Annotated in this window: 25 protein-coding genes; 8 read left to right on the top strand and 17 right to left on the bottom strand. The window is 40.4% G+C overall.

The window, feature by feature from the left end:
- Nucleotides 1-128: 128 nt before the first annotated feature.
- Genes MP387_RS03705 through MP387_RS03695 form a run of 3 tightly spaced genes read right to left on the bottom strand, consistent with a single transcriptional unit; the run spans nucleotide 129 to nucleotide 3,259 of the window.
- Complete coding sequence (locus MP387_RS03705; protein ID WP_242747776.1) at nucleotides 129-1,388, bottom strand: ABC transporter permease; 1,260 nt, start codon at nucleotides 1,386-1,388, stop codon at nucleotides 129-131.
- Between the two features lies 1 nt (nucleotide 1,389).
- Nucleotides 1,390-2,091, bottom strand: a complete 702-nt coding sequence (locus MP387_RS03700) for an ABC transporter ATP-binding protein (protein ID WP_242747774.1) — start codon at nucleotides 2,089-2,091, stop codon at nucleotides 1,390-1,392.
- Nucleotides 2,075-3,259, bottom strand: a complete 1,185-nt coding sequence (locus MP387_RS03695) for an efflux RND transporter periplasmic adaptor subunit (protein ID WP_242747772.1) — start codon at nucleotides 3,257-3,259, stop codon at nucleotides 2,075-2,077. The genes MP387_RS03700 and MP387_RS03695 overlap by 17 nt, the downstream gene beginning before the upstream one ends.
- A gap of 265 nt (nucleotides 3,260-3,524) precedes the next feature.
- Here MP387_RS03695 and gor point away from each other — a divergent pair, with 265 nt between their 5' ends.
- The 3 genes from gor (at nucleotide 3,525) to MP387_RS03680 (ending at nucleotide 6,501) form a co-directional block, all read left to right on the top strand.
- A complete protein-coding gene (gene gor / locus MP387_RS03690) occupies nucleotides 3,525-4,871 on the top strand; it encodes a glutathione-disulfide reductase (protein WP_242747770.1) in 1,347 nt (448 codons plus the stop codon).
- A gap of 143 nt (nucleotides 4,872-5,014) precedes the next feature.
- Nucleotides 5,015-5,551, top strand: a complete 537-nt coding sequence (locus MP387_RS03685) for a biotin transporter BioY (protein WP_242747768.1) — start codon at nucleotides 5,015-5,017, stop codon at nucleotides 5,549-5,551.
- Nucleotides 5,552-5,943: 392 nt separating this feature from the next.
- Nucleotides 5,944-6,501: a TetR/AcrR family transcriptional regulator gene (locus MP387_RS03680; RefSeq protein WP_084883285.1), complete on the top strand. Its 558-nt coding sequence runs from the start codon at nucleotides 5,944-5,946 to the stop codon at nucleotides 6,499-6,501.
- Nucleotides 6,502-6,534: 33 nt separating this feature from the next.
- Here the strand turns inward: MP387_RS03680 and MP387_RS03675 are convergent, their stop codons facing one another.
- A complete protein-coding gene (locus MP387_RS03675) occupies nucleotides 6,535-6,753 on the bottom strand; it encodes a YdbC family protein (RefSeq protein ID WP_049479683.1) in 219 nt (72 codons plus the stop codon).
- A gap of 103 nt (nucleotides 6,754-6,856) precedes the next feature.
- Here MP387_RS03675 and MP387_RS03670 point away from each other — a divergent pair, with 103 nt between their 5' ends.
- Nucleotides 6,857-7,177, top strand: coding sequence for a eukaryotic translation initiation factor 4 gamma (locus MP387_RS03670; protein WP_033629575.1), 321 nt, complete (start codon nucleotides 6,857-6,859; stop codon nucleotides 7,175-7,177).
- Between the two features lie 27 nt (nucleotides 7,178-7,204).
- Here MP387_RS03670 and MP387_RS03665 read toward each other — a convergent pair whose 3' ends face one another.
- From MP387_RS03665 to rpsP, 7 genes are all read right to left on the bottom strand, one after another.
- The gene (locus MP387_RS03665) at nucleotides 7,205-7,543 is read right to left on the bottom strand and encodes an ATP cone domain-containing protein (RefSeq protein WP_001196045.1); all 339 of its coding nucleotides are present in this window, start codon (nucleotides 7,541-7,543) and stop codon (nucleotides 7,205-7,207) included.
- Between the two features lie 11 nt (nucleotides 7,544-7,554).
- Nucleotides 7,555-8,274, bottom strand: a complete 720-nt coding sequence (trmD, locus tag MP387_RS03660; RefSeq protein WP_002882191.1) for a tRNA (guanosine(37)-N1)-methyltransferase TrmD — start codon at nucleotides 8,272-8,274, stop codon at nucleotides 7,555-7,557.
- On the bottom strand, nucleotides 8,264-8,782 hold the full coding sequence (gene rimM / locus MP387_RS03655; protein WP_242747766.1) for a ribosome maturation factor RimM: 519 nt from the start codon (nucleotides 8,780-8,782) through the stop codon (nucleotides 8,264-8,266). Before rimM ends, trmD begins: the two co-directional genes overlap by 11 nt.
- Before the next feature lie 73 nt (nucleotides 8,783-8,855).
- The gene (locus tag MP387_RS03650; RefSeq protein WP_242747764.1) at nucleotides 8,856-9,407 is read right to left on the bottom strand and encodes a hypothetical protein; all 552 of its coding nucleotides are present in this window, start codon (nucleotides 9,405-9,407) and stop codon (nucleotides 8,856-8,858) included.
- A complete protein-coding gene (locus MP387_RS03645; protein ID WP_096422032.1) occupies nucleotides 9,397-9,741 on the bottom strand; it encodes a MazG nucleotide pyrophosphohydrolase domain-containing protein in 345 nt (114 codons plus the stop codon). Before MP387_RS03645 ends, MP387_RS03650 begins: the two co-directional genes overlap by 11 nt.
- A 49-nt stretch (nucleotides 9,742-9,790) precedes the next feature.
- Nucleotides 9,791-10,030: an RNA-binding protein KphA gene (gene kphA, locus MP387_RS03640; RefSeq protein WP_000379617.1), complete on the bottom strand. Its 240-nt coding sequence runs from the start codon at nucleotides 10,028-10,030 to the stop codon at nucleotides 9,791-9,793.
- Nucleotides 10,031-10,049: 19 nt separating this feature from the next.
- Nucleotides 10,050-10,322 (bottom strand): 30S ribosomal protein S16, encoded by a 273-nt coding sequence (gene rpsP / locus MP387_RS03635; protein ID WP_000268760.1) that lies wholly within the window; start codon nucleotides 10,320-10,322, stop codon nucleotides 10,050-10,052.
- A gap of 499 nt (nucleotides 10,323-10,821) precedes the next feature.
- Between rpsP and MP387_RS03630 the strand changes: the two genes are divergently transcribed.
- The 4 genes from MP387_RS03630 to MP387_RS03615 all read left to right on the top strand — a co-directional run bounded on the left by MP387_RS03630 (nucleotide 10,822) and on the right by MP387_RS03615 (nucleotide 13,315).
- Nucleotides 10,822-11,418 (top strand): hypothetical protein, encoded by a 597-nt coding sequence (locus MP387_RS03630; protein WP_242747762.1) that lies wholly within the window; start codon nucleotides 10,822-10,824, stop codon nucleotides 11,416-11,418.
- Between the two features lie 2 nt (nucleotides 11,419-11,420).
- Nucleotides 11,421-11,645 carry a helix-turn-helix transcriptional regulator gene (locus MP387_RS03625; protein WP_001041097.1) on the top strand — a complete coding sequence of 75 codons (225 nt, stop codon included), beginning with the start codon at nucleotides 11,421-11,423 and terminating at the stop codon, nucleotides 11,643-11,645.
- 596 nt (nucleotides 11,646-12,241) lie between these two features.
- Nucleotides 12,242-13,048: a peptidylprolyl isomerase gene (locus tag MP387_RS03620; protein WP_242747760.1), complete on the top strand. Its 807-nt coding sequence runs from the start codon at nucleotides 12,242-12,244 to the stop codon at nucleotides 13,046-13,048.
- Nucleotides 13,049-13,075: 27 nt separating this feature from the next.
- The gene (locus tag MP387_RS03615; protein WP_000600216.1) at nucleotides 13,076-13,315 is read left to right on the top strand and encodes a zinc-ribbon domain-containing protein; all 240 of its coding nucleotides are present in this window, start codon (nucleotides 13,076-13,078) and stop codon (nucleotides 13,313-13,315) included.
- A 42-nt stretch (nucleotides 13,316-13,357) separates the two neighbouring features.
- Here the strand turns inward: MP387_RS03615 and MP387_RS03610 are convergent, their stop codons facing one another.
- The 6 genes from MP387_RS03610 to holA form a co-directional block, all read right to left on the bottom strand.
- Nucleotides 13,358-14,899 (bottom strand): ABC-F family ATP-binding cassette domain-containing protein, encoded by a 1,542-nt coding sequence (locus tag MP387_RS03610; protein ID WP_242747758.1) that lies wholly within the window; start codon nucleotides 14,897-14,899, stop codon nucleotides 13,358-13,360.
- Between the two features lies 1 nt (nucleotide 14,900).
- Entirely contained in the window at nucleotides 14,901-15,380 is a 480-nt protein-coding gene (locus MP387_RS03605) for a VanZ family protein (protein WP_242747756.1), read from the bottom strand.
- Nucleotide 15,381: 1 nt separating this feature from the next.
- The gene (gene rlmN / locus MP387_RS03600; RefSeq protein WP_061599238.1) at nucleotides 15,382-16,467 is read right to left on the bottom strand and encodes a dual-specificity RNA methyltransferase RlmN; all 1,086 of its coding nucleotides are present in this window, start codon (nucleotides 16,465-16,467) and stop codon (nucleotides 15,382-15,384) included.
- Between the two features lie 20 nt (nucleotides 16,468-16,487).
- Nucleotides 16,488-17,018 carry a YutD family protein gene (locus MP387_RS03595; RefSeq protein WP_001224364.1) on the bottom strand — a complete coding sequence of 177 codons (531 nt, stop codon included), beginning with the start codon at nucleotides 17,016-17,018 and terminating at the stop codon, nucleotides 16,488-16,490.
- 155 nt (nucleotides 17,019-17,173) lie between these two features.
- Nucleotides 17,174-17,779 carry a superoxide dismutase SodA gene (gene sodA / locus MP387_RS03590; protein ID WP_000974728.1) on the bottom strand — a complete coding sequence of 202 codons (606 nt, stop codon included), beginning with the start codon at nucleotides 17,777-17,779 and terminating at the stop codon, nucleotides 17,174-17,176.
- A 69-nt stretch (nucleotides 17,780-17,848) separates the two neighbouring features.
- Nucleotides 17,849-18,886, bottom strand: a complete 1,038-nt coding sequence (gene holA, locus MP387_RS03585) for a DNA polymerase III subunit delta (protein ID WP_242747754.1) — start codon at nucleotides 18,884-18,886, stop codon at nucleotides 17,849-17,851.
- Nucleotides 18,887-18,888: the final 2 nt, after the last annotated feature.

Raw genomic sequence — 18,888 nt, 5'->3', positions numbered from 1 at the left:
CCTTTCCAGGCAAATGAAACCTGTTTTTCTAACACTTCATTATATCATATTTTTAGTGATTTTCGATAGGAAAATCCATACAAAAACAAGACAGACAACTGTCCATCCTGTTTTTTCTGCTCTATATCTTATTCATAACGAAGGGCTTCGATTGGATCAAGCTTAGACGCTTTATTGGCTGGCAAGACTCCGAAGATCATCCCAACACTTGCTGACACAGCCAAGCTAAAGAGAGCGATTGGGAGGGAAACCCCGACTTCAATACCTGCAATCATGTTTTGAAGCAATACTCCAGCTAACATGGTCATTCCAGCAGCAATCCCAAGACCAATGACACCACCTAGCAAGGTCAAGATCATAGACTCAATCAAAAACTGTACTAAGATATTAGCCCGAGTAGCTCCGAGAGCTTTCCGCAGACCAATCTCCCGCGTGCGTTCTGTCACCGAAACCAGCATGATATTCATAACACCAGTTCCCCCGACAAAGAGAGAGATTCCTGCGATGGCACTGATAATGGTGGTCATAAAACCAAATAGTTGTTGTACCTCTTGGAAGGCGGCAGTTGCATCCGCAACTTGGTACTCCCCTTGCTGAAGACCAGCAATCTCAGTCAGTTTTCGAGCCAACTCCGGACCCAAGGTCTGCGTTAGACTAGTATCATTGACACGAAAGACGATGTTCGAGATTTCATCAGTATTAAAATTGGCTGCAAGAGAGATATTGGTCGTAATCGGAAGACCACCAATCCCAAAGGCTTTAGCAGTTTTAGCTTCATTACTAGTATAAACACCAATTACACGGTAACTAAATTCATTAACAGAGATGACTTGATTAACCGCAGCTTCTGGACTATCAAACAAACTCTTGGCTAGTTCTTCGTCCAGCAAAATCACACTGGCAAATTCCTTGTAGTCTTGCGGTCTTAGACTTCTACCCGCTACGATTTCATTTTCAACTGCGTTCATGTAAGTGCTATTTCCGCCTGTCAGAGTCGCTCTTTCAACCTTCTTATCCTTATAAGATAGGGTAACGTTAGTCGAGTTGGTGACATAGTAACTGTCTACTCCTTTAAGTTTAGCAGCCTCCTTGACCCAAGACTCCAGTGGTTTTGGTGGTTCAACATGAACATCCTCTTCTCTCCCACTGACTGTCAAAGCGGATTGTTTCTGTGTAAAGGAGCCGTCCTTGCTTTTGATAGGAGAGAAAAAGACATGGATATCCTTCTGTGATTTGGTCATGTTTTTATTAACCTGACGAGACATGGAGTCTCCCAGAGCCATGATGACGACGACAGATGAAACTCCGATGATAATTCCAATCATGGTGAGGAAGGAACGCATCTTGTGGGCCATGATGGATGAAAAGGCAAATTTCAGATTCTGCATCTTAGTTTTCCTCCTTTTCTACCTGAGCACTATCAGACGAGATGACACCATCACGAATGACAATTTGGCGTTTGGCATAAGCAGCAATCTCAGGCTCATGCGTGACCATGATAATGGTTTTCCCTTCCTTGTTTAACTCCACCAACAGCAGCATAATTTGATTTCCTGTCTTGGTATCCAAGGCTCCTGTCGGTTCGTCTGCTAGGATGATAGAGGGATTATTTACCAAGGCACGCGCAATCGCTACACGTTGCTTTTGACCACCTGATAACTCGGAAGGCAAATGATGACTGCGCTCCATCAGCTCAACCTTTTCCAGAAATTCCTCAGCCAATTTTCGACGTTTTGAAGCTGAAACTCCAGCGTAAATCAAGGGCAATTCAACGTTTTGAAGCGCATTGAGCTTGGACAAGAGAAAGAACTGCTGAAAGACAAAGCCGATTTGCTGGTTGCGGACCTTGGCCAGCTGTTTCTCTCCAAGACCTGCAACTTCTTGCCCTTCAAGATAGTATTCTCCACTGGTTGGTGTATCCAACATTCCAATGGTATTCATCAAAGTGGACTTACCAGAACCAGAAGGTCCCATAATGGCGACAAACTCACCTTCTTGAACTTCTAAGTTAATATTTTTTAGGACCTGCAGTTCTTGGTCACCATTTCGATAACTCCTGCAGATATTTTTGAGACTAATTAGTTTCTTCATCAGCCTTCACCTCTTTTCCTTCTTCCAAGGAAGATGTTGGATTACTGATGACCTTGGCACCGTCTGTCAAACCTGAAGTAATTTCTTGGTTGTCTGCATCCGCATTCCCCAAAGTAACTTCTACCCTCTTCGCTTTTTTCTGGTCGTCAACGAGCCAGACATAGTTTTTGTCATTTTCGGTAACAACACTTGTCAAAGGAACAAGGATGGCCTTACTCTTATTTTTGACTTCCACACTGACAGAGAAGCCTTGTTTCAACTCACCGATATCGCTAGTCACATCAACAGTATAAGGGTACTTAGATCCAGTATTTCCTCCAAGGGCTGCATTTGCTGCTTCTCCATTGTTTTTAGGATAATCAGAAATATAGCTGATTTTTCCTGTCCAGCTCTTATCTTGGTAAACCTTCGAAGTAAAGGTAACTTCTTGGCCTACAGAAAGGTTAGCAAGGTTGTATTCAGACAACTCCCCTTTGACCTGCAAGTTTTCATTACTTACGACATGTACTACCACTTGGCTATTACCTGTTGGCGATTTGGAAACATTACGATTAACTTCAACTACAGTCCCTTCTAGTGTACTGAGGACAGTTGCAGCATCTAGCTGAGCTTGAGCCTTGTTGAGCTGAGCCACAGCATCTGCACGGTTATCCTTGGCATCACTGATTTGAGAATCAATTGAAGATACTGAAGAAGTCGCTGCTTGCGCTTGTTCTGGGAGTCCAGCTTCTGTTGGAACCTGTGGAAAAGCTGGTGCAGCTGATGCATTTTCACGGGCTTTGTTTAACTCCTCGATATGACGGTCTGCCTTTGCAACTGCACGATCGGCTGCATCATAGGCAGCTTGAGCATCTGCACTGCTGTATTTGACCAACGCTTGCCCTTCTTCGACCTTGTCACCAACCGAAACGAGAATTTCATCTAAATCTCCCTTACTAGCATCAAAATAAACGTATTGTTCATTTTTTGCTGTAACCATACCTGACAAGAGAACCGATGAAGCAACAGAGCCTTCCTTAGCAGTAACGATATGGGAGGTTTCCTCCTTGACTGCTGACTGGGAAGGTTGTCTAAAAATCAAAATCCCCGCAGCACCGATAACAATAGCACTGGCAACACCAATCGCTGTGTATAATTGCCATTTTTTTGCCTTCTTATTTCTTTTCATTTTTAAGCTCCTTTATTCTTTTGCCTTACAAAAATCATTATATCAGAAATACCAAGACCAAACAATGACAGTTCAGATGGAAACAATGACAATTCAGGATCATTATTTCGTTCGGTATTCGTTTATTGGATTATTGTGCTAGATATATAATACAATATCTTTTTGAATTTGGCAAGCGTTTTTATAATTTTTTATCGTAGCAGATTTTTGCATTCAAAAAATAAAAACGATAGAATATGACTATCAAAGCTATAAGGAGTTTTCTATGAGAGAATATGATATCATCGCCATCGGTGGAGGGAGCGGTGGCATTGCCACTATGAACCGCGCTGGCGAACACGGTGCTAAAGCAGCTGTTATCGAGGAGAAAAAATTAGGTGGAACCTGCGTCAATGTCGGCTGTGTTCCTAAGAAAATCATGTGGTATGGAGCTCAAATCGCTGAAAGCTTCCACCACTACGGCCCTGACTATGGTTTTACAAGTTCAGATGTTCAATTTGATTTTGCTAAACTTCGTCAAAACCGTGAAGCCTACATCGACCGTGCTCGCTCGTCTTATGATGGAAGTTTCAAGCGCAACGGTGTTGATTTGATTGAAGGTCGTGCTCATTTCGTTGATGCTCATACAGTCAGCGTTAATGGTGAATTGATTCGTGCCAAGCATATCGTGATTGCGACTGGGGCTCGTCCAAGCATCCCAACTATTCCTGGAGCTGAACTCGGTGGCAGCTCAGACGATGTCTTCGCTTGGGAGCAACTTCCTGACTCCGTTGCGATTCTTGGAGCTGGTTATATCGCGGTTGAATTAGCAGGTGTTCTCCACGCTCTAGGAGTAAAAACTGATTTGTTTGTCCGTCGTGATCGTCCCTTGCGTGGTTTTGACAGCTACATCGTTGAAGGACTTGTCAATGAAATGGAAAAAACAGGTCTACCTTTGCACACACACAAGGTACCCGTCAAGCTCGAAGAAACGGAGCAAGGTATTATCATTCATTTCGAAGACGGCTCTAGTCACACTGCCAGCCAAGTTATCTGGGCTACCGGTCGCCGTCCAAATGTAGACGGTCTGGAGTTAGAAAAGGCTGGCGTCACACTCAACCAACGTGGATTTATCCAAGTAGATGAATACCAAAATACAGTTGTAGATGGCATCTATGCTCTTGGAGATGTTACTGGTGAGAAGGAACTGACCCCGGTAGCCATCAAGGCAGGACGTACCTTATCTGAACGCCTCTTCAACGGGAAAACAAATGCCAAGATGGACTACACGACTATCCCTACTGTTGTCTTCTCCCACCCAGCAATCGGAACGGTTGGTTTAACCGAGGATCAAGCTATCAAAGAATACGGCCAAGATAACATCAAAGTCTACAAATCAAGCTTTGCATCCATGTACTCAGCTGTTACAAACCATCGTCAAGAGTCTCGCTTCAAACTCATCACCGCCGGTGCTGACGAAAAAGTTGTTGGACTTCACGGACTTGGTTACGGAGTGGATGAGATGATTCAAGGATTCGCTGTTGCCATCAAGATGGGAGCTACCAAGGCAGACTTTGATGCTACAGTAGCTATCCACCCAACCGCTTCAGAAGAATTTGTGACCATGCGCTAATTATCGCAAGAGACCACATGTGGTCTCTTTTTACTTGTAAAATCGGCTGTTACAAAATTGTTAGCTTGTTTTTGAAAATAGGTTGACTTTTCTTTCTGAATTAGTATAATAGTTACTATAATTTTGAAAAGAGGTTAACAGTTTTGAAAAAAGCTCATATCTATGCCATTCCTGCTATCGGTGCTGCTCTCATCGCCGTATTGGCACAAATTAGTCTTCCTATCGGTCCTGTTCCCTTCACTTTGCAAAACTTTGCAATCGGTCTGATTGCTACTGTTTTTAGACCTAGGGAAGCTGTTTTATCTGTAGCTCTCTATCTCCTGCTGGGTGCCATTGGTCTACCTGTTTTTGCAGGGGGTGGTGCAGGATTTCACGTTTTAGTCGGTCCAAGTGCAGGCTATCTTTGGTTCGACCTTGTCTATGCTGGACTTACATCTTATCTCATCCATCAAAAAAGTGGCTACATTCGCATTTTCCTAGCCAACCTCTTGGGTGACTCCCTCGTCTTTGTCGGAGGTATTCTCAGCCTCCACTTCCTTGCCGGGATGCCATTTGATCAGGCACTAGCTGTCGGTGTCCTTCCCTTTATCCTCCCTGATCTTGGTAAGATTATTGCCATTAGTTTCATTAGTCGTCCCCTACTCAAACGATTGAAAAGCCTTCCATATTTTTCAAGATAAAAGAATAGTCTAGAACCATTGTTCTGGACTATTTCCTTTCTAAGAATCAACTGTACACTATTTAGCTACTTGACTATTCTTATACCAGTATGAATATTAATCGTTTTATTCTTCAAATTACAGCTATTCATGATATGCAAAGTAGAAAAGTATTCTAATTGATTCAAACCAAATAAGCTTCCATTGATTTTGGAAGTTTAACAATTGTATACTTTTCAGAAAACGTATTTTCACTGAGATAGCTATATTTTATAAATTATTTGTGATACAATAGAGCTACCTAAAAGATTCAGAAAATTTAATGTTCATTGATTGTTTATATTAACTTGAACATTCTGATTTTTCTTCATTCAAAAATAACTGTAAATAATTATAAGTAGAAAGGTAATTCTATGGCAAAGAATACTCGTGAGCTAATCATTGGGGCTCTCATCACACTAGCTAAGAAAAATCCTCAGCGTAGTTCCTTTACAATGACTGAAATTGCTGCTGAAGCTGGTATTTCACGACAAGCGATTTATCAAAAGCATTTTAACAACTTTGAAGATATTATCGAATACATTCACGAAGAGACCAATCAGCACATTTTTAACGTCTTTAATAAGTACTGCCCTAGCAATGATGGAGATCCTATCAGCTTTTTAGCAGACCATATACTTCCTCTCATATACGAAAAAAGGGAAGTTGTTAACACCTTGTATACCACACAAGTCGACCCATGTTGGAAGGAATTTCTTCGTGGAACATACTCTGAATGGGTCCTCAAGAATGTCAATTACCAACTGAAATATAATTTTAATAAAGAAGACATCGCTTATATCATTACGACTATGGCAATCTCTTTCATTGAAGTCTGGATTCGTAAAGATGATCCAATTCCACCTGAAGAATTTAGAAAGACTTTCATTCAATTATCTAAAACTTCTCTGTGTGACTATATTGTATCCTAAAAAAAGAATCTTGAGTTGCACTCAAGATTCTTTTTATTGTTGCCCTTTAAAGGCATCGACCATTACCTGAAATTCTTCATTGGAAAGCGTGATTCCTTTGCCCATTTTGGTATGGTCAGGACTCCAAGAACGAATATCAAACTTTGCAGGGGCACCATTAAAGCTAACTCTATTTAGTTCTTTTGTCCATCCTTTGTCATTTTCAGACAAGGTAAGTAAGTGTTCTTCGATTTCAAATGTAAATTCTGCCATTTTAACTCCTTTATGTGATATGCTTTCTATAGTCTATTCGTAAAAATCTTGTGGTTTTTAAGAAAATTTTATATAATGTGGATATATAAGAAGGGAGGATTCTATGAGACAGACATTCAAACTAGTTCTAGATAAACTACATGGTTTTCTCAATGGGAATGATGATCATCCTCAAATTGAGGACAACTCCCTCACTGCTATGATTGAACAAGCCATCCAGAAAAAGTCGGCTATTCATGTCATACTTGCTGAGACAAGTTTTACGGGTGATATTGTCAAACACGATGCTAACCGCCAACAAATCATCGTCAAAAATTTTTCAAAAAACGTGACCCGAATCATTCGTATCAGTGATATTAAACGACTTCGTTTCGTTCCCTCAACTGTACAAAAAGCTCAGAAAAGCCTATTTAAGAAAGAGTGAGATGTTCTTTGCATCCCACTCTTTTTCTTAACGGATTTGTTCAAAATGAAGATGAACGGCGATATGGTCGCCATAACCACTTCTCTCCAAATCGCGTTGCAAGCGATAAGAGATATAGTGTTCTGCAATTGTGATGTAACCAGCTCCAAGTAAGCGGTGCTCAACCATTGATTGGATCATGCTGATAGTGGCACGTTCTACTTTTGCTTCTTCCAAGTCCAAAACGACTTTTTTAGTAACTTGCGCTAGGTTTTGACGCAGGTCATCGGTCAAAACATAAACTGTTTGAGCTGCTTTTAGGACAGCTTGGTAAATTTTATCTGGATCAAATTCAGCAATTTCTCCATTACGTTTGATTACTTGCATAAGGTTCTCCTTTATTCTTTGTTTTCTTTGATTTCAGCCAGCATCTTTTCTTCTTCAGCTGTCAGTTGATAGTTTTCTAGCAGGTCAGGTCTGCGCTCGTAGGTTTTCTTTAGACTTTCATACAGCCGCCACTGGCGAATCTTTTCATGGTGCCCACTCATGAGCACATCTGGCACGACCATACCTCGATAGTCATAAGGGCGTGTATACTGAGGATATTCGAGAAGACCTGAAGAAAAGCTATCATCCTGGTGACTTGACTCCTTACCAATCACTTCTGGTATCAAGCGCACGGTCGCATCAATCATGGTCATGGCTGCCAATTCACCACCAGTCAAAACATAGTCTCCTAGGGAAATTTCATCGGTTACCAAGGTCTTAATCCGCTCGTCATACCCTTCATAGTGACCACAGATAAAGATAAGCTCCTCTTCCTGGGCCAAATCCTCAGCGTAAGCTTGATCGAACTGTTTCCCAGCAGGATCAAGAAGAATGACACGGGGATTTTTCTTTTCAATAGCATCAAAGGCATCGAAAATAGGTTGGGCACGGAGCAACATTCCTTGACCGCCTCCGTAGGGCTCATCGTCAACATGACGGGCCTTTTCAGCGTATTCTCTGAAATTATGGTACTGGATATCCAAGAGCCCTTTTTCTCGAGCCTTCCCAACAATCGAGTGCTCTAGCGGAGAAAACATCTCTGGAAAGAGGGTTAAAATATCAATCTTCATCGTCTAACCCTTCTAAGATTTCCACTTCGACCCGCTTGTTTGGAATATCAACATTGAGAATTACTGGCGGAATGTAGGGTAAAAGCAAATCTCGCTTACCTTTTCGCTTGACCACCCAGACATCATTGGCTCCTGGTTGCAGGATTTCCTTGATAGTTCCTATCAAGTTATCACCCTCGTAAACATCCAAACCGATAATCTCGTGATAATAGAATTCTCCATCATCTAAATCGTTCAAATCTTCCTCAGCGACCTTGAGACTATAACCCTTGTACTTTTCAATCGCATTGATATGATACATGTCTTTGAATTTGATAATGTCAAAGTTCTTATGCTTACGGTGGCTAGCGATGGTCACTGTTTGGACAAACTGATCTTTTTCATCAAATAAAGCCAGCTCTGCCCCTTTTTTAAACCGTTCCTCAGCAAAATCCGTCACAGACAAGACTCGCATCTCACCTTGTAGACCCTGCGTATTAACGATTTTCCCAACATTAAAGTAGTTCATCTTGTCTCCTGTATCTATTTCTATCCTTTATTTTATCACGTTCCAGGGATTTTCACAAGTTGGAGAAAATCAGCTATAATCCCAAAATTGCTAGTAGTTTCCTCTTTAATGTTAATTTATATTTGAAAGAAGAAATGTTTATATTCCCGTTATACATATTACTATAAAATGTATACTCCCCAATTTGACCTTGACTTGTCTTCCATTTCATTCTTAAACTAGGTATAGTCTCAGGTAAATCTGTATGAATCAATAAGCATGTATAATTTTTTAAATTTTTGACTGTATGTATTTTATCTTGAACGACTAAACGATTACTTTTTGAATCATAGATTAAAGAATAAAATTCTACAATTTCAATATCAACTTCTTTTGGATAAAAAATCAAATGGTTATAATGTTTATCATTTTTATTATGTTTAAACTCATAAACATGATGAAATCTCGTATGTAAGGAATCAAATTCGATTGGTTTAATTGCCTGAATTTCGATATTATTAATATAGGCCTTATTCTGGAAACTAATTTTTAAAATTACACCTATAAAAGTCAAAATCTGTATAATTCGTAATAACCAATCAATATACATCGCCCAGTCTATTTTTAAAAAATAATCAGTGTCCAATATCTCTCAAATCTCCCTTCAGAAAACTTTCCAAATCACGTTCATGCTGATACTTAATGGCTGCTTTTTTATCTTTGTCAAAGATGGTTTTGGTTAGGTCAATGTCGTTGATGGCCGCGATTGCAACAGTGTAATGAATGATATCAGCCAATTCTTTGGCAAGTTCCTCGTTTGAGTCCTGAACCCCCTCTTTTCGACCAGAGCGCCCATTCAAGACCTCAGCTACTTCTCCTACTTCCTCCACTAGCTTGATAAAGAGGCCTTCCTCAGTTCGAGATTGCTGGTAATGTTCGAGTAAGTAGGCTTGTAATTGTCTAAACGTTAAATCCTTCATCTTCTCCTCCTCACAAAAAAACGAGACATCTGTCCCGCTTTTTTTTTTTTTATTTTTCATCGATAACGATTCTTACTTTTTTGTCTTCAGTTGGGACAGAGTAGACAATCGTTCTTATCGCTGAGATAGTGCGACCCTTACGACCGATAACACGACCGACATCGCTTTGGTCAAGATCCAAGTGATACTCCAAAAACTCTGGTGTGTCTTCGATCTTGATAGTTAAGGCATCAGGTTGTGAAATCAATGGTTTCACAATCGCAATAATGAGATTTTCAATCGTATCCATCTGTCAACCTACTTTAAACTTATTTTGAGAATTTAGAATCGTGGAATTTTTTCAATACGCCTTCTTTTGAAAGGATGTTGCGAACTGTATCTGAAGGTTGAGCTCCATCAGCCAACCATGCAAGAACGCGGTCTTCTTTCAAAGTCACTTGGTTTTCAGCAACAAGTGGGTTGTAAGTTCCAACTGTTTCGATGAAACGTCCGTCACGTGGTGAACGTGAGTCTGCTACGTTGATACGGTAGAAAGGTTTTTTCTTAGAACCCATACGAGTCAAACGGATTTTAACTGCCATTTTTTAATGTCTCTTTTCTTATTTTTTATTTCGGTGAAATAGCTGAGCTATTTAGCACATGTTCTATTATAGCAGATTTTCGATAGGTGTCAAGAAAAAAACTTGACAGACTATTAAATTTTTAAACCATTTAAAAATTTGTTATTTTTTAAAAAAAATCAGAAAGAGAATGTCATGAATGCTATTGTATAAACACTTTATAAAGACCATCAAGTCAAGCCCCTCATATCATCTGAACGTGATTTGGATGCTTGACTCCTAAATCCCAAGCCCGTTCCCAAATGAAACAAGGACTTATTAACGAAACTATCCAAACCAAATCCGATGCATTGCTTCAAAGAATTCTTCAGTTGTTTAACTAGTAAGGGCTTTTATTAAAAAATTTTTTCAAATAATTGCCACCTTGTCACAAAAATTCTTGCTTTCCAAATTTAAATGTGATATATTTATAACATGAAATTTAAGTGTTATATATTTATAACATAAAAAGGAGTCTATTATGAAAAAAAGTCAAAAAATGGGTGGGTTCATTGCAATGATTGCCGTAGCTCTCTTTATTGATTTTACTGTTTTATTTGTTTCTAATCTTAGTTGGGGACCCAAGTTAGTTATTGCTGGTATTTCAGTGTTAGGTCAAATTGTAGCTATTTGGGGCTGGCTACATATGAAACCACGGCCTCATAAGAGTCAGAAAGGTAAGGGAAAGATTATTTTTGACTTGTCTGCTAAGCTTTACACGATACTTTTGTTTGCAGCAAGCATTTTTTATACAGTAGGAATTTGGGTTGCGACCCCAAGCGAAAGTTCTGGTATTAAAGAATGGATTTTGGGAATTGGCCTCATTATTGAAGTGATTGTATTTGGTTTTTTCTCTTTGAAAAATGTCAAGGAAACTCCGGACGAACGCTTTTATGTTAATTTAGCAAAAACAGCTAGCTTGATGTTTGTTTTTATACTAGGTGTACTGATGATCCTAGCAGTTATCATTGGGTATATGGGGTCTCTCACTCTTTACATGGGTCAGATCTTTATTAGCATAGCTGCCTTGATTTGCATCTTTGCGGTTGTCTATCTTATTTTGGAACGTAGAGGATAAGCATGGCCAAAGAAAGCAAGATTATTACTAATCTCAAATCTGTTCGTGAGTCCACAGGCATGACCCAGCAGGAGTTAGCCGACCTCATCGGAATGAGACGCGAGACAATTCTGCACTTGGAAAATAACCGTTACAATCCTTCGCTGGAAATGGCTCTTAAAATTGCTCAAGTTTTTAATCTGAAAGTAGAAGACCTCTTTGAACTCAGACAGAAAGAGGAAGCATAATTCTTTTCGAGACCTGGTATTAAGTTCATTGATTAATTAGGAATGGAAGCCGAAAGAAAAAATCCGTTGAAAATGTGCTCTTTTAAAATATAGTAATTCTTTCGAATTAACGTTTACTAATTGTGATTCTTTACGAGCTTTCTTAAGAACTGGTTTTCTAAATACTTCAAGTAGACTTATAGCATTGATGCCCCCAAAAAATTTAGAAATACCTGTTGAAAAAGGCTATGCTCTTGTCGAAACTGTCTTAGACTCGCTTGATCATCTAAATACCACTATGAAAGAGAATATCCTCAAAAGTATGGAGAGCTACAGTACTTTCTAAGATGAGGGCTCCAGATTTGGACCAATCCCTTCGTGACAACTTTTCAGGAGAAGAATTAGCAAGTTACTTTTCAATTTGTGGTTACAAATTGACTTCAAAGGGAGAGCAGATACTGGAACAGTAGCAGGACATTATCGACCGTCATCCAAAGAAAAATCTCTAAGCAAGCGACTTTCTGGTCGGCATCCTCTTAAACTACCTTGTCACTAATATTTGAAATCCCCTTACTTTTAAGGTACAATGGTAGAAATGAATTTTTGAGAGGAAAACAATGAAAAAACTAGCAACCCTTCTTTTACTATCAACTGTAGCCCTTGCTGGATGTACTAGTATCCAACGTGGTCTCCGTGGTGATGACTATGTCGACTCTAGCATCTCAGCTGAAGAAAGCTCAAAAGCAGCTGCTCAGGCTGCCAAAGATTTGAATGACGCTTTGACCAATGAAAATGCCAACTTCCCTCAACTTTCTAAGGAAGTTGCTGAAGATGAAGCCGAGGTTATTTTGCACACAAATCAAGGCGATATCCGCATCAAACTCTTTCCAAAACTAGCACCTCTTGCAGTTGAAAACTTCCTTACTCACGCTAAAGAAGGCTATTATAACGGCATCACCTTCCACCGTGTTATTGATGACTTTATGGTCCAAACTGGAGATCCTAAGGGAGATGGTACAGGGGGCCAATCTATCTGGCATGATAAGGATAAAACAAAGGACAAGGGAACTGGTTTCAAAAATGAAATCTCTCCTTACCTATACAATATCCGAGGAGCCCTTGCTATGGCTAACACTGGTCAACCAAACACCAACGGTAGCCAGTTCTTCATCAACCAAAACTCAACAGATATTTCTGCTAAACTCCCTACCAGCAAGTATCCAAAGAAAATCATCGAAGCCTATAAAGAGGGTGGAAATCCAAGTCTAGATGGCAAACACCCTGTCTTTGGTCAAGTCATCGATGGCATGGATATTGTTGACAAGATTGCCAAGGCTGAAAAAGATGAGAAAGACAAACCAACGTCTGCTATCACCATTGATAGTATCGAAGTGGTGAAAGACTACGACTTCAGCAAGAAATAAACCATCAACAGATAAGGAGACGATGATATGATTTTATTTTGGGGTTCTAAAGGTTATCAGAAAGATTTGGGACATACGCAAACTGCGATCGAATGTGGTCACTGTAACAATGTCGACACTTGGGAGATCGTAGAAACTGGACGCAAGTTCACCCTCTACTGGATTCCACTTTTTCCTTATGGTAAAAGTTACTTCGTTTCTTGTCCGATTTGCCACTATGGTAAAGAAATTGAGAAATCTGAAGTTGAAAGCTATTTAAATTACTAGTCAAAAAAGCCAAGTCATTTCAACTTGGCTTTTTTACTGCTTTTAAGTTAGCTTGTTAAAGTCCCAGATTTGGTCCATCCAGCCTTCATAGAAGTCTGGTTCGTGGCAAACCATGAGAATGCTTCCTTTGTATTCTTTAAGCGCGCGCTTGAGTTCTTCCTTGGCGTCTACATCCAAGTGGTTGGTCGGCTCGTCCAGCACTAAGACGTTATTTTCACGGTTCATCAAGAGACAGAAACGCACCTTGGCCTGTTCCCCACCTGACAATACCTGAATTTGGCTTTCGATGTGCTTGGTTGTCAAACCACAACGAGCAAGGGCTGCACGGACTTCTGCTTGGTTAAGGGCAGGAAAGGCATTCCAGACAGCCTCTAGTGGTGTTTGACGATTGCCACCTTCTACTTCCTGTTCAAAGTAGCCAAGTTCTAGGTAATCTCCACGTTCGACTTCCCCAGCGATTGGTGGAATAATTCCCAAGAGAGACTTCAACAGGGTTGTTTTCCCGATACCATTGGCCCCAATAATGGCAACCTTTTGATTGCGTTCAAAAGTGAGATTTAAGGGCTTGGTAAGAGGACGGTCATAACCAATCTGCAAGTCCTTGGCTTGGAAGATAAAGCGTCCAGGTGTACGAGCTGGTTTGAAATCAAAGGATGGTTTTGGCTTCTCACTTTGCAGTTCGATAATATCCATCTTATCCAATTTCTTTTGACGGGACATGGCCATATTACGCGTTGCGACACGCGCTTTGTTTCGAGCGACAAAGTCCTTGAGGTTCGCAATCTCTTTCTGCTGACGTTCGTAGGCCGCTTCCAACTGAGATTTCTTCATGGCATAGACTTCTTGGAACTGGTAGTAGTCACCAGAGTAACGCGTCAACTGTTGATTTTCCACATGGTAGACGATATTGATCACGTCGTTGAGGAAAGGAATATCGTGAGAAATGAGGACAAAGGCATTCTCATAGTTTTGGAGATAACGCTTGAGCCAGTCAATGTGTTCAGCATCCAGATAGTTGGTTGGCTCGTCCAGCAATAAGATATCTGGCTTTTCAAGGAGGAGTTTAGCTAAAAGCACCTTTGTTCTTTGTCCACCTGACAAGGCTGTTACGTCTGTATCCATGCCATAGTCCATGACACCGAGAGCACGCGCTACTTCATCAATCTTAGCATCCAAGGTATAGAAATCTCGACTTTCCAAACGATCTTGGAGTTCACCAACTTCTTCCATGAGTGCATCAATATCCGCTCCTTCTTCTGCCATTTCCATGTAGAGGTCATTGATACGAGCTTCTGCTTTAAAAAGCTCATCAAAGGCTGTACGCAAGACATCACGCACGGTTTGACCTTCCTTTAGCACAGCGTGCTGATCCAGGTAGCCAGCAGTCACATATTTGGACCACTCCACCTTCCCTTCATCTGGCAACATCTTACCTGTCACGATGCTCATAAAGGTTGATTTTCCTTCACCATTGGCACCGACTAAGCCGATATGCTCTCCCTTGAGGAGACGGAAAGACACATCTTCAAAAATTGCACGGTCACCAAAACCGTGACTTAAATTTTTAACTTCTAAAATACTCATTCTAATTCCTTATCTTGTTTTTATGCAGTCCTTTATAGAGGACCCAAGCCAGATAGCCTCCCAAGGTATTGGTCCACAAATCATCAATCTCAAAGACTCGATTAAAATCAAAGAAAAAGTCTAAGACCAGCTGCGTACACTCGATTCCTAGGCTCAGTAGAAAGCTGAGAAGGATGATTTTTTTCGTTTGCCGTAAATTTGGACAGAGATAGATCAGTTGAAAGACCAGAGGGAAGAGCAAGAAGACATTTAAAATATTCTGCAAAAAGATCCAAATGACTTGTCCCAAACTGGTCACTTCACCCAGATTCCAAAGGGAGTTTAAGGGAGTTAAAAGAAAAACCAGGCGTCCAAAAGTTTGAATACCTGGAGTTTCCACTCCTGTAGGAAGTTGAGGCTGGGGAGTAAAACAAAAACAGACAATGCAAAGACTGTAAACAGCCACTCCCAATCTTAAGATTAATTCTCTTTTTTTAGTCATTTTATGGATTTACCGCTGCAACTGCCTTCTGGCGATCACGTTTCATTGTATTGGAGCGCAATTGTCCACAAGCTGCATCAATATCTGTACCATGCTCTTGACGGACAACACAGTTGATTCCTTTTTTCTTGAGGGTATCGTAGAAGGCCATCACGCGCTCTTTAGGACTACGGCTATATTGGTCATGTTCACTAACTGGGTTATAGGGAATCAAGTTGACATATGACAATTTCTTGATGTTTTTGAGCAATTCAGCCAATTCCAAGGCTTGTTCTACACCATCGTTGACTTCATTGAGCATGATATATTCAAAGGTCACACGGCGATTGGTTGTTTCGATATAGTACTCAATAGCTGCAAAGAGCTTTTCAATCGGAAAGGCACGGTTAATCTTCATGATGCTTGAGCGCAATTCATTATTGGGTGCGTGAAGAGACACAGCCAGATTGACCTGTACGCCTTCATTAGCAAAGTCACGAATTTTATGGGCCAAACCTGAGGTTGAAACAGTGATGTGGCGAGCACCGATAGCCATTCCCTTGTCATCATTGATGGTACGGACAAAATTCAACACATTGTTGTAGTTATCAAATGGTTCACCAATTCCCATAACAACGATATGGCTGACACGTTCATCCTGACCACGTTCATCAAAGTATTTCTGAACCAGCATAATCTGCGCTACGATTTCCCCATTATTAAGATCACGTTGCTTCTTAATCAAGCCTGACGCACAGAAGGTACAACCGATATTACAACCGACCTGAGTGGTCACACAGACTGACAAACCGTAGTGTTGACGCATGAGTACTGTCTCAATCAACATGCCATCTGGCAACTCGAAAAGATACTTAACAGTACCGTCAGCTGACTCTTGTACAATCCGTTGTTTCAAAGGATTTACGACAAACTGGTCATTGAGCTTAGCAATCAAATCCTTGGAAAGGTTGGTCATTTCTTCAAATGACTGCACACGTTTACGGTAGAGCCATTCCCAGATTTGATCTGCACGGAATTTCTTTTCCCCTTGTTCTAATACCCATTCTTGCATGGTTTGACGTGTTAAACTATAAATAGAAGGTTTCATCTCTTCTCCTTATTCTCTATCTATTTCTGACGAATGACAAAATGGCGCTGTCCCTTGTCCTCTTTCTGAGACTTTTGGTCCTTATGACGACGTCTATTTCGCTTATCCGTATTTGGTTTTCTCTTATTTTGCGAAGGTTTCTTGCCTCTTCTAGGAAGGTTCTCCTCATCCTTTTTACGCATTTTTTTGTCAAATGAAGCCCGTTTCGGTGCTTGGTTTTCTAGGACAAAATAAGCACAACCATAACTACAATACTCTAAAAGATAATCCTGTAAGCGACTGATTTTTTCAATTTTTTCCTCTGTTCGGTCGTCTTTATAAAAGCCACGTAGACGGAGCTGTTCATTGCTCCAGTCTCCCACGACATAATCAAACTTGGTCAACACCTCAGAAAAGCGTTGATTAAAGACTGTCACATCGAAAGCATCCTTGATATTTTCAACCAAGGTAAAAGCAATCCCTTCAGTCTCAACCTTATCCCCATTCACATGAAATTCTGGGCCAGGAAACTTGTTATAGTTGTATAATTCAGGTGCAATTTCTTTACGCATAGTCTTCCTTTTCCACGATTACTTAACACTCTATTTTACCATATTTTCTACAAGTTGGCACGAATATCCTGTAAATGAAAAAAGTCTGACGATTCTGTCAGACTTCTGCTTTATAACTTTAAAAAGAGAAGAACAATTCTTCCCTCCATATTTTATTATTTAGCTGCTGCGTAAAGCTCGTCTACTTTGTTCCAGTTAATGACTGAGAAGAAAGCTTTGATGTAGTCAGGACGTACATTGCGGTATTTCACATAGTAAGCATGTTCCCAAACGTCCAAGCCCAAAATTGGTTTTTTACCTTCTGAGATTGGTGTGTCTTGGTTTGCTGTTGAAGTTACTTCAAGTTTTCCTTCTTTGTTGACAACCAACCAAGCCCATCCAGAACCAAAGCGAGTTGTTGCTGCTGCAGTAAAGGCTGCTTGGAACTCTTCAAATGAACCAAATGTTGCATCGATTGCTGCTGCAAGTTCTGCTGAAGGAGCAGTCTTTTCAGGAGTCATCAATTCCCAGAAAAGAGCATGGTTCAAGTGTCCACCACCATTGTTGATAAGTGCTTGACGGATATCAGCTGGGATAGAATCTACATCAGCAAGCAAGGCTTCAAGGTCTTCACCAATTTCAGGGTGTTTTTCAAGAGCTGCATTTGCATTGTTTACATAAGTTTGGTGGTGTTTGTCATGGTGCAAGTGCATTGTTTCTGCATCGATGTATGGTTCCAAAGCGTCATATGCGTATGGAAGGTCTGGTAAGATAATAGCCATCTGTAATACCTCTTTTTCTTTCTATAAGAAAATGATAACGCAATCATCCTCTTTTTTCAAGTTTTTTGCTCAATTTGCCTCTGCCGCGATCTGCAAAAGTGCCTTTTCAAACAAGTATCCTTTTTCATAGACACCTGTCTTAATCTGGTAGTCTGTTTCAATCAAATAAGAAATCGCTCGCTTGAGAAAATCTAAGGAAATCCCTCTCGAATCTCTCAATGCGAACTTGATTTGATAAGGATTAGGATTGCGTCCCAAATAAGTCCCCAGACTGCTTACAATCTGCGATTCCGACTGACCAGCTTCTGATAAAATCTTCACTTGTGTAAAGGTACGAAACTGTCCTAACATGACAGCTATGAGCTTGATCTCATCCTCCCCTTGCAAGGTCAAATCTCTGACCAAGTCACGGGCCTGATCGATCTTTTTGCCCAAGATAAGCTGAGTCAAATCAAAAATATTGTCCTGCAGAGTCTTTGGAATAGCCTCGACAATATCCTTCTCCTCAATCACGCCGTCTGACTTATAAGACTGCAAAAAAAGGAGATTTTTCTGGATTTCACTAAATTGAAAACCAGATTTGATAAGGAGATTTTCAAAAGACTTTTCTGCAAACTGCAGACCTTGTGTCTGGCTCCATTTTTGGAAATACTGGCGCAATTCTTGTTCTTTGGCTTCTACTGCATCAAAAACCTTGGCATCTCGTTTGAGCAATTTGACCAGCCGTCTCTTACTATCTAACTTTCCTTCAGCAAAAATCAATAACTTGGTTGTTGGCGAAGGGTTATCAAGGTATGCCTCAAATGACTTGAGCTCATCATCTGTTAAAAAACGTTTCTTGGCTGTTGTAATATCGACAAAATGGTCTAATATCACGATTTTCTCATCCGCAAAGAAAGGGAGAGTAACCAGCTCCAACTCTAAGTCTTTATAAGCTACTTCTTTCATATCAAAGTAAGCAAAATTGAGATCAGCTGGATCATAACCAATCTGTTTCAACACTTGACTCTTCATAACTTCAAACTGACCCTGGTCTGTCCCAGTAAATAGATTCAAGCTAGATAAATTTGATAGAGATAACTTTCGACTCTCTTCTATGGCTAGCATCT

Origin of the sequence: Streptococcus oralis, from assembly GCF_022749195.1 — a bacterium.
Lineage (GTDB): Bacteria > Bacillota > Bacilli > Lactobacillales > Streptococcaceae > Streptococcus > Streptococcus oralis_CI.
This window is presented reverse-complemented; position numbering and strand designations above follow the sequence as displayed.

Coding starts and splice junctions, on each gene's coding strand:
- MP387_RS03620 (WP_242747760.1), top strand. CDS start 12,242: ATGAAAAAACTAGCAACCCTTCTTTTACTATCAACTGTAGCCCTTGCT.
- sodA (WP_000974728.1), bottom strand. CDS start 17,779: ATGGCTATTATCTTACCAGACCTTCCATACGCATATGACGCTTTGGAA.
- gor (WP_242747770.1), top strand. CDS start 3,525: ATGAGAGAATATGATATCATCGCCATCGGTGGAGGGAGCGGTGGCATT.
- MP387_RS03670 (WP_033629575.1), top strand. CDS start 6,857: ATGAGACAGACATTCAAACTAGTTCTAGATAAACTACATGGTTTTCTC.
- MP387_RS03695 (WP_242747772.1), bottom strand. CDS start 3,259: ATGAAAAGAAATAAGAAGGCAAAAAAATGGCAATTATACACAGCGATT.
- MP387_RS03615 (WP_000600216.1), top strand. CDS start 13,076: ATGATTTTATTTTGGGGTTCTAAAGGTTATCAGAAAGATTTGGGACAT.
- rpsP (WP_000268760.1), bottom strand. CDS start 10,322: ATGGCAGTTAAAATCCGTTTGACTCGTATGGGTTCTAAGAAAAAACCT.
- rimM (WP_242747766.1), bottom strand. CDS start 8,782: ATGAACTACTTTAATGTTGGGAAAATCGTTAATACGCAGGGTCTACAA.
- kphA (WP_000379617.1), bottom strand. CDS start 10,030: ATGGATACGATTGAAAATCTCATTATTGCGATTGTGAAACCATTGATT.
- MP387_RS03595 (WP_001224364.1), bottom strand. CDS start 17,018: ATGCGTAAAGAAATTGCACCTGAATTATACAACTATAACAAGTTTCCT.
- MP387_RS03680 (WP_084883285.1), top strand. CDS start 5,944: ATGGCAAAGAATACTCGTGAGCTAATCATTGGGGCTCTCATCACACTA.
- MP387_RS03625 (WP_001041097.1), top strand. CDS start 11,421: ATGGCCAAAGAAAGCAAGATTATTACTAATCTCAAATCTGTTCGTGAG.
- MP387_RS03705 (WP_242747776.1), bottom strand. CDS start 1,388: ATGCAGAATCTGAAATTTGCCTTTTCATCCATCATGGCCCACAAGATG.
- MP387_RS03610 (WP_242747758.1), bottom strand. CDS start 14,899: ATGAGTATTTTAGAAGTTAAAAATTTAAGTCACGGTTTTGGTGACCGT.
- MP387_RS03645 (WP_096422032.1), bottom strand. CDS start 9,741: ATGAAGGATTTAACGTTTAGACAATTACAAGCCTACTTACTCGAACAT.
- MP387_RS03700 (WP_242747774.1), bottom strand. CDS start 2,091: ATGAAGAAACTAATTAGTCTCAAAAATATCTGCAGGAGTTATCGAAAT.
- MP387_RS03630 (WP_242747762.1), top strand. CDS start 10,822: ATGAAAAAAAGTCAAAAAATGGGTGGGTTCATTGCAATGATTGCCGTA.
- trmD (WP_002882191.1), bottom strand. CDS start 8,274: ATGAAGATTGATATTTTAACCCTCTTTCCAGAGATGTTTTCTCCGCTA.
- MP387_RS03675 (WP_049479683.1), bottom strand. CDS start 6,753: ATGGCAGAATTTACATTTGAAATCGAAGAACACTTACTTACCTTGTCT.
- holA (WP_242747754.1), bottom strand. CDS start 18,886: ATGCTAGCCATAGAAGAGAGTCGAAAGTTATCTCTATCAAATTTATCT.
- MP387_RS03605 (WP_242747756.1), bottom strand. CDS start 15,380: ATGACTAAAAAAAGAGAATTAATCTTAAGATTGGGAGTGGCTGTTTAC.
- MP387_RS03665 (WP_001196045.1), bottom strand. CDS start 7,543: ATGCAAGTAATCAAACGTAATGGAGAAATTGCTGAATTTGATCCAGAT.
- rlmN (WP_061599238.1), bottom strand. CDS start 16,467: ATGAAACCTTCTATTTATAGTTTAACACGTCAAACCATGCAAGAATGG.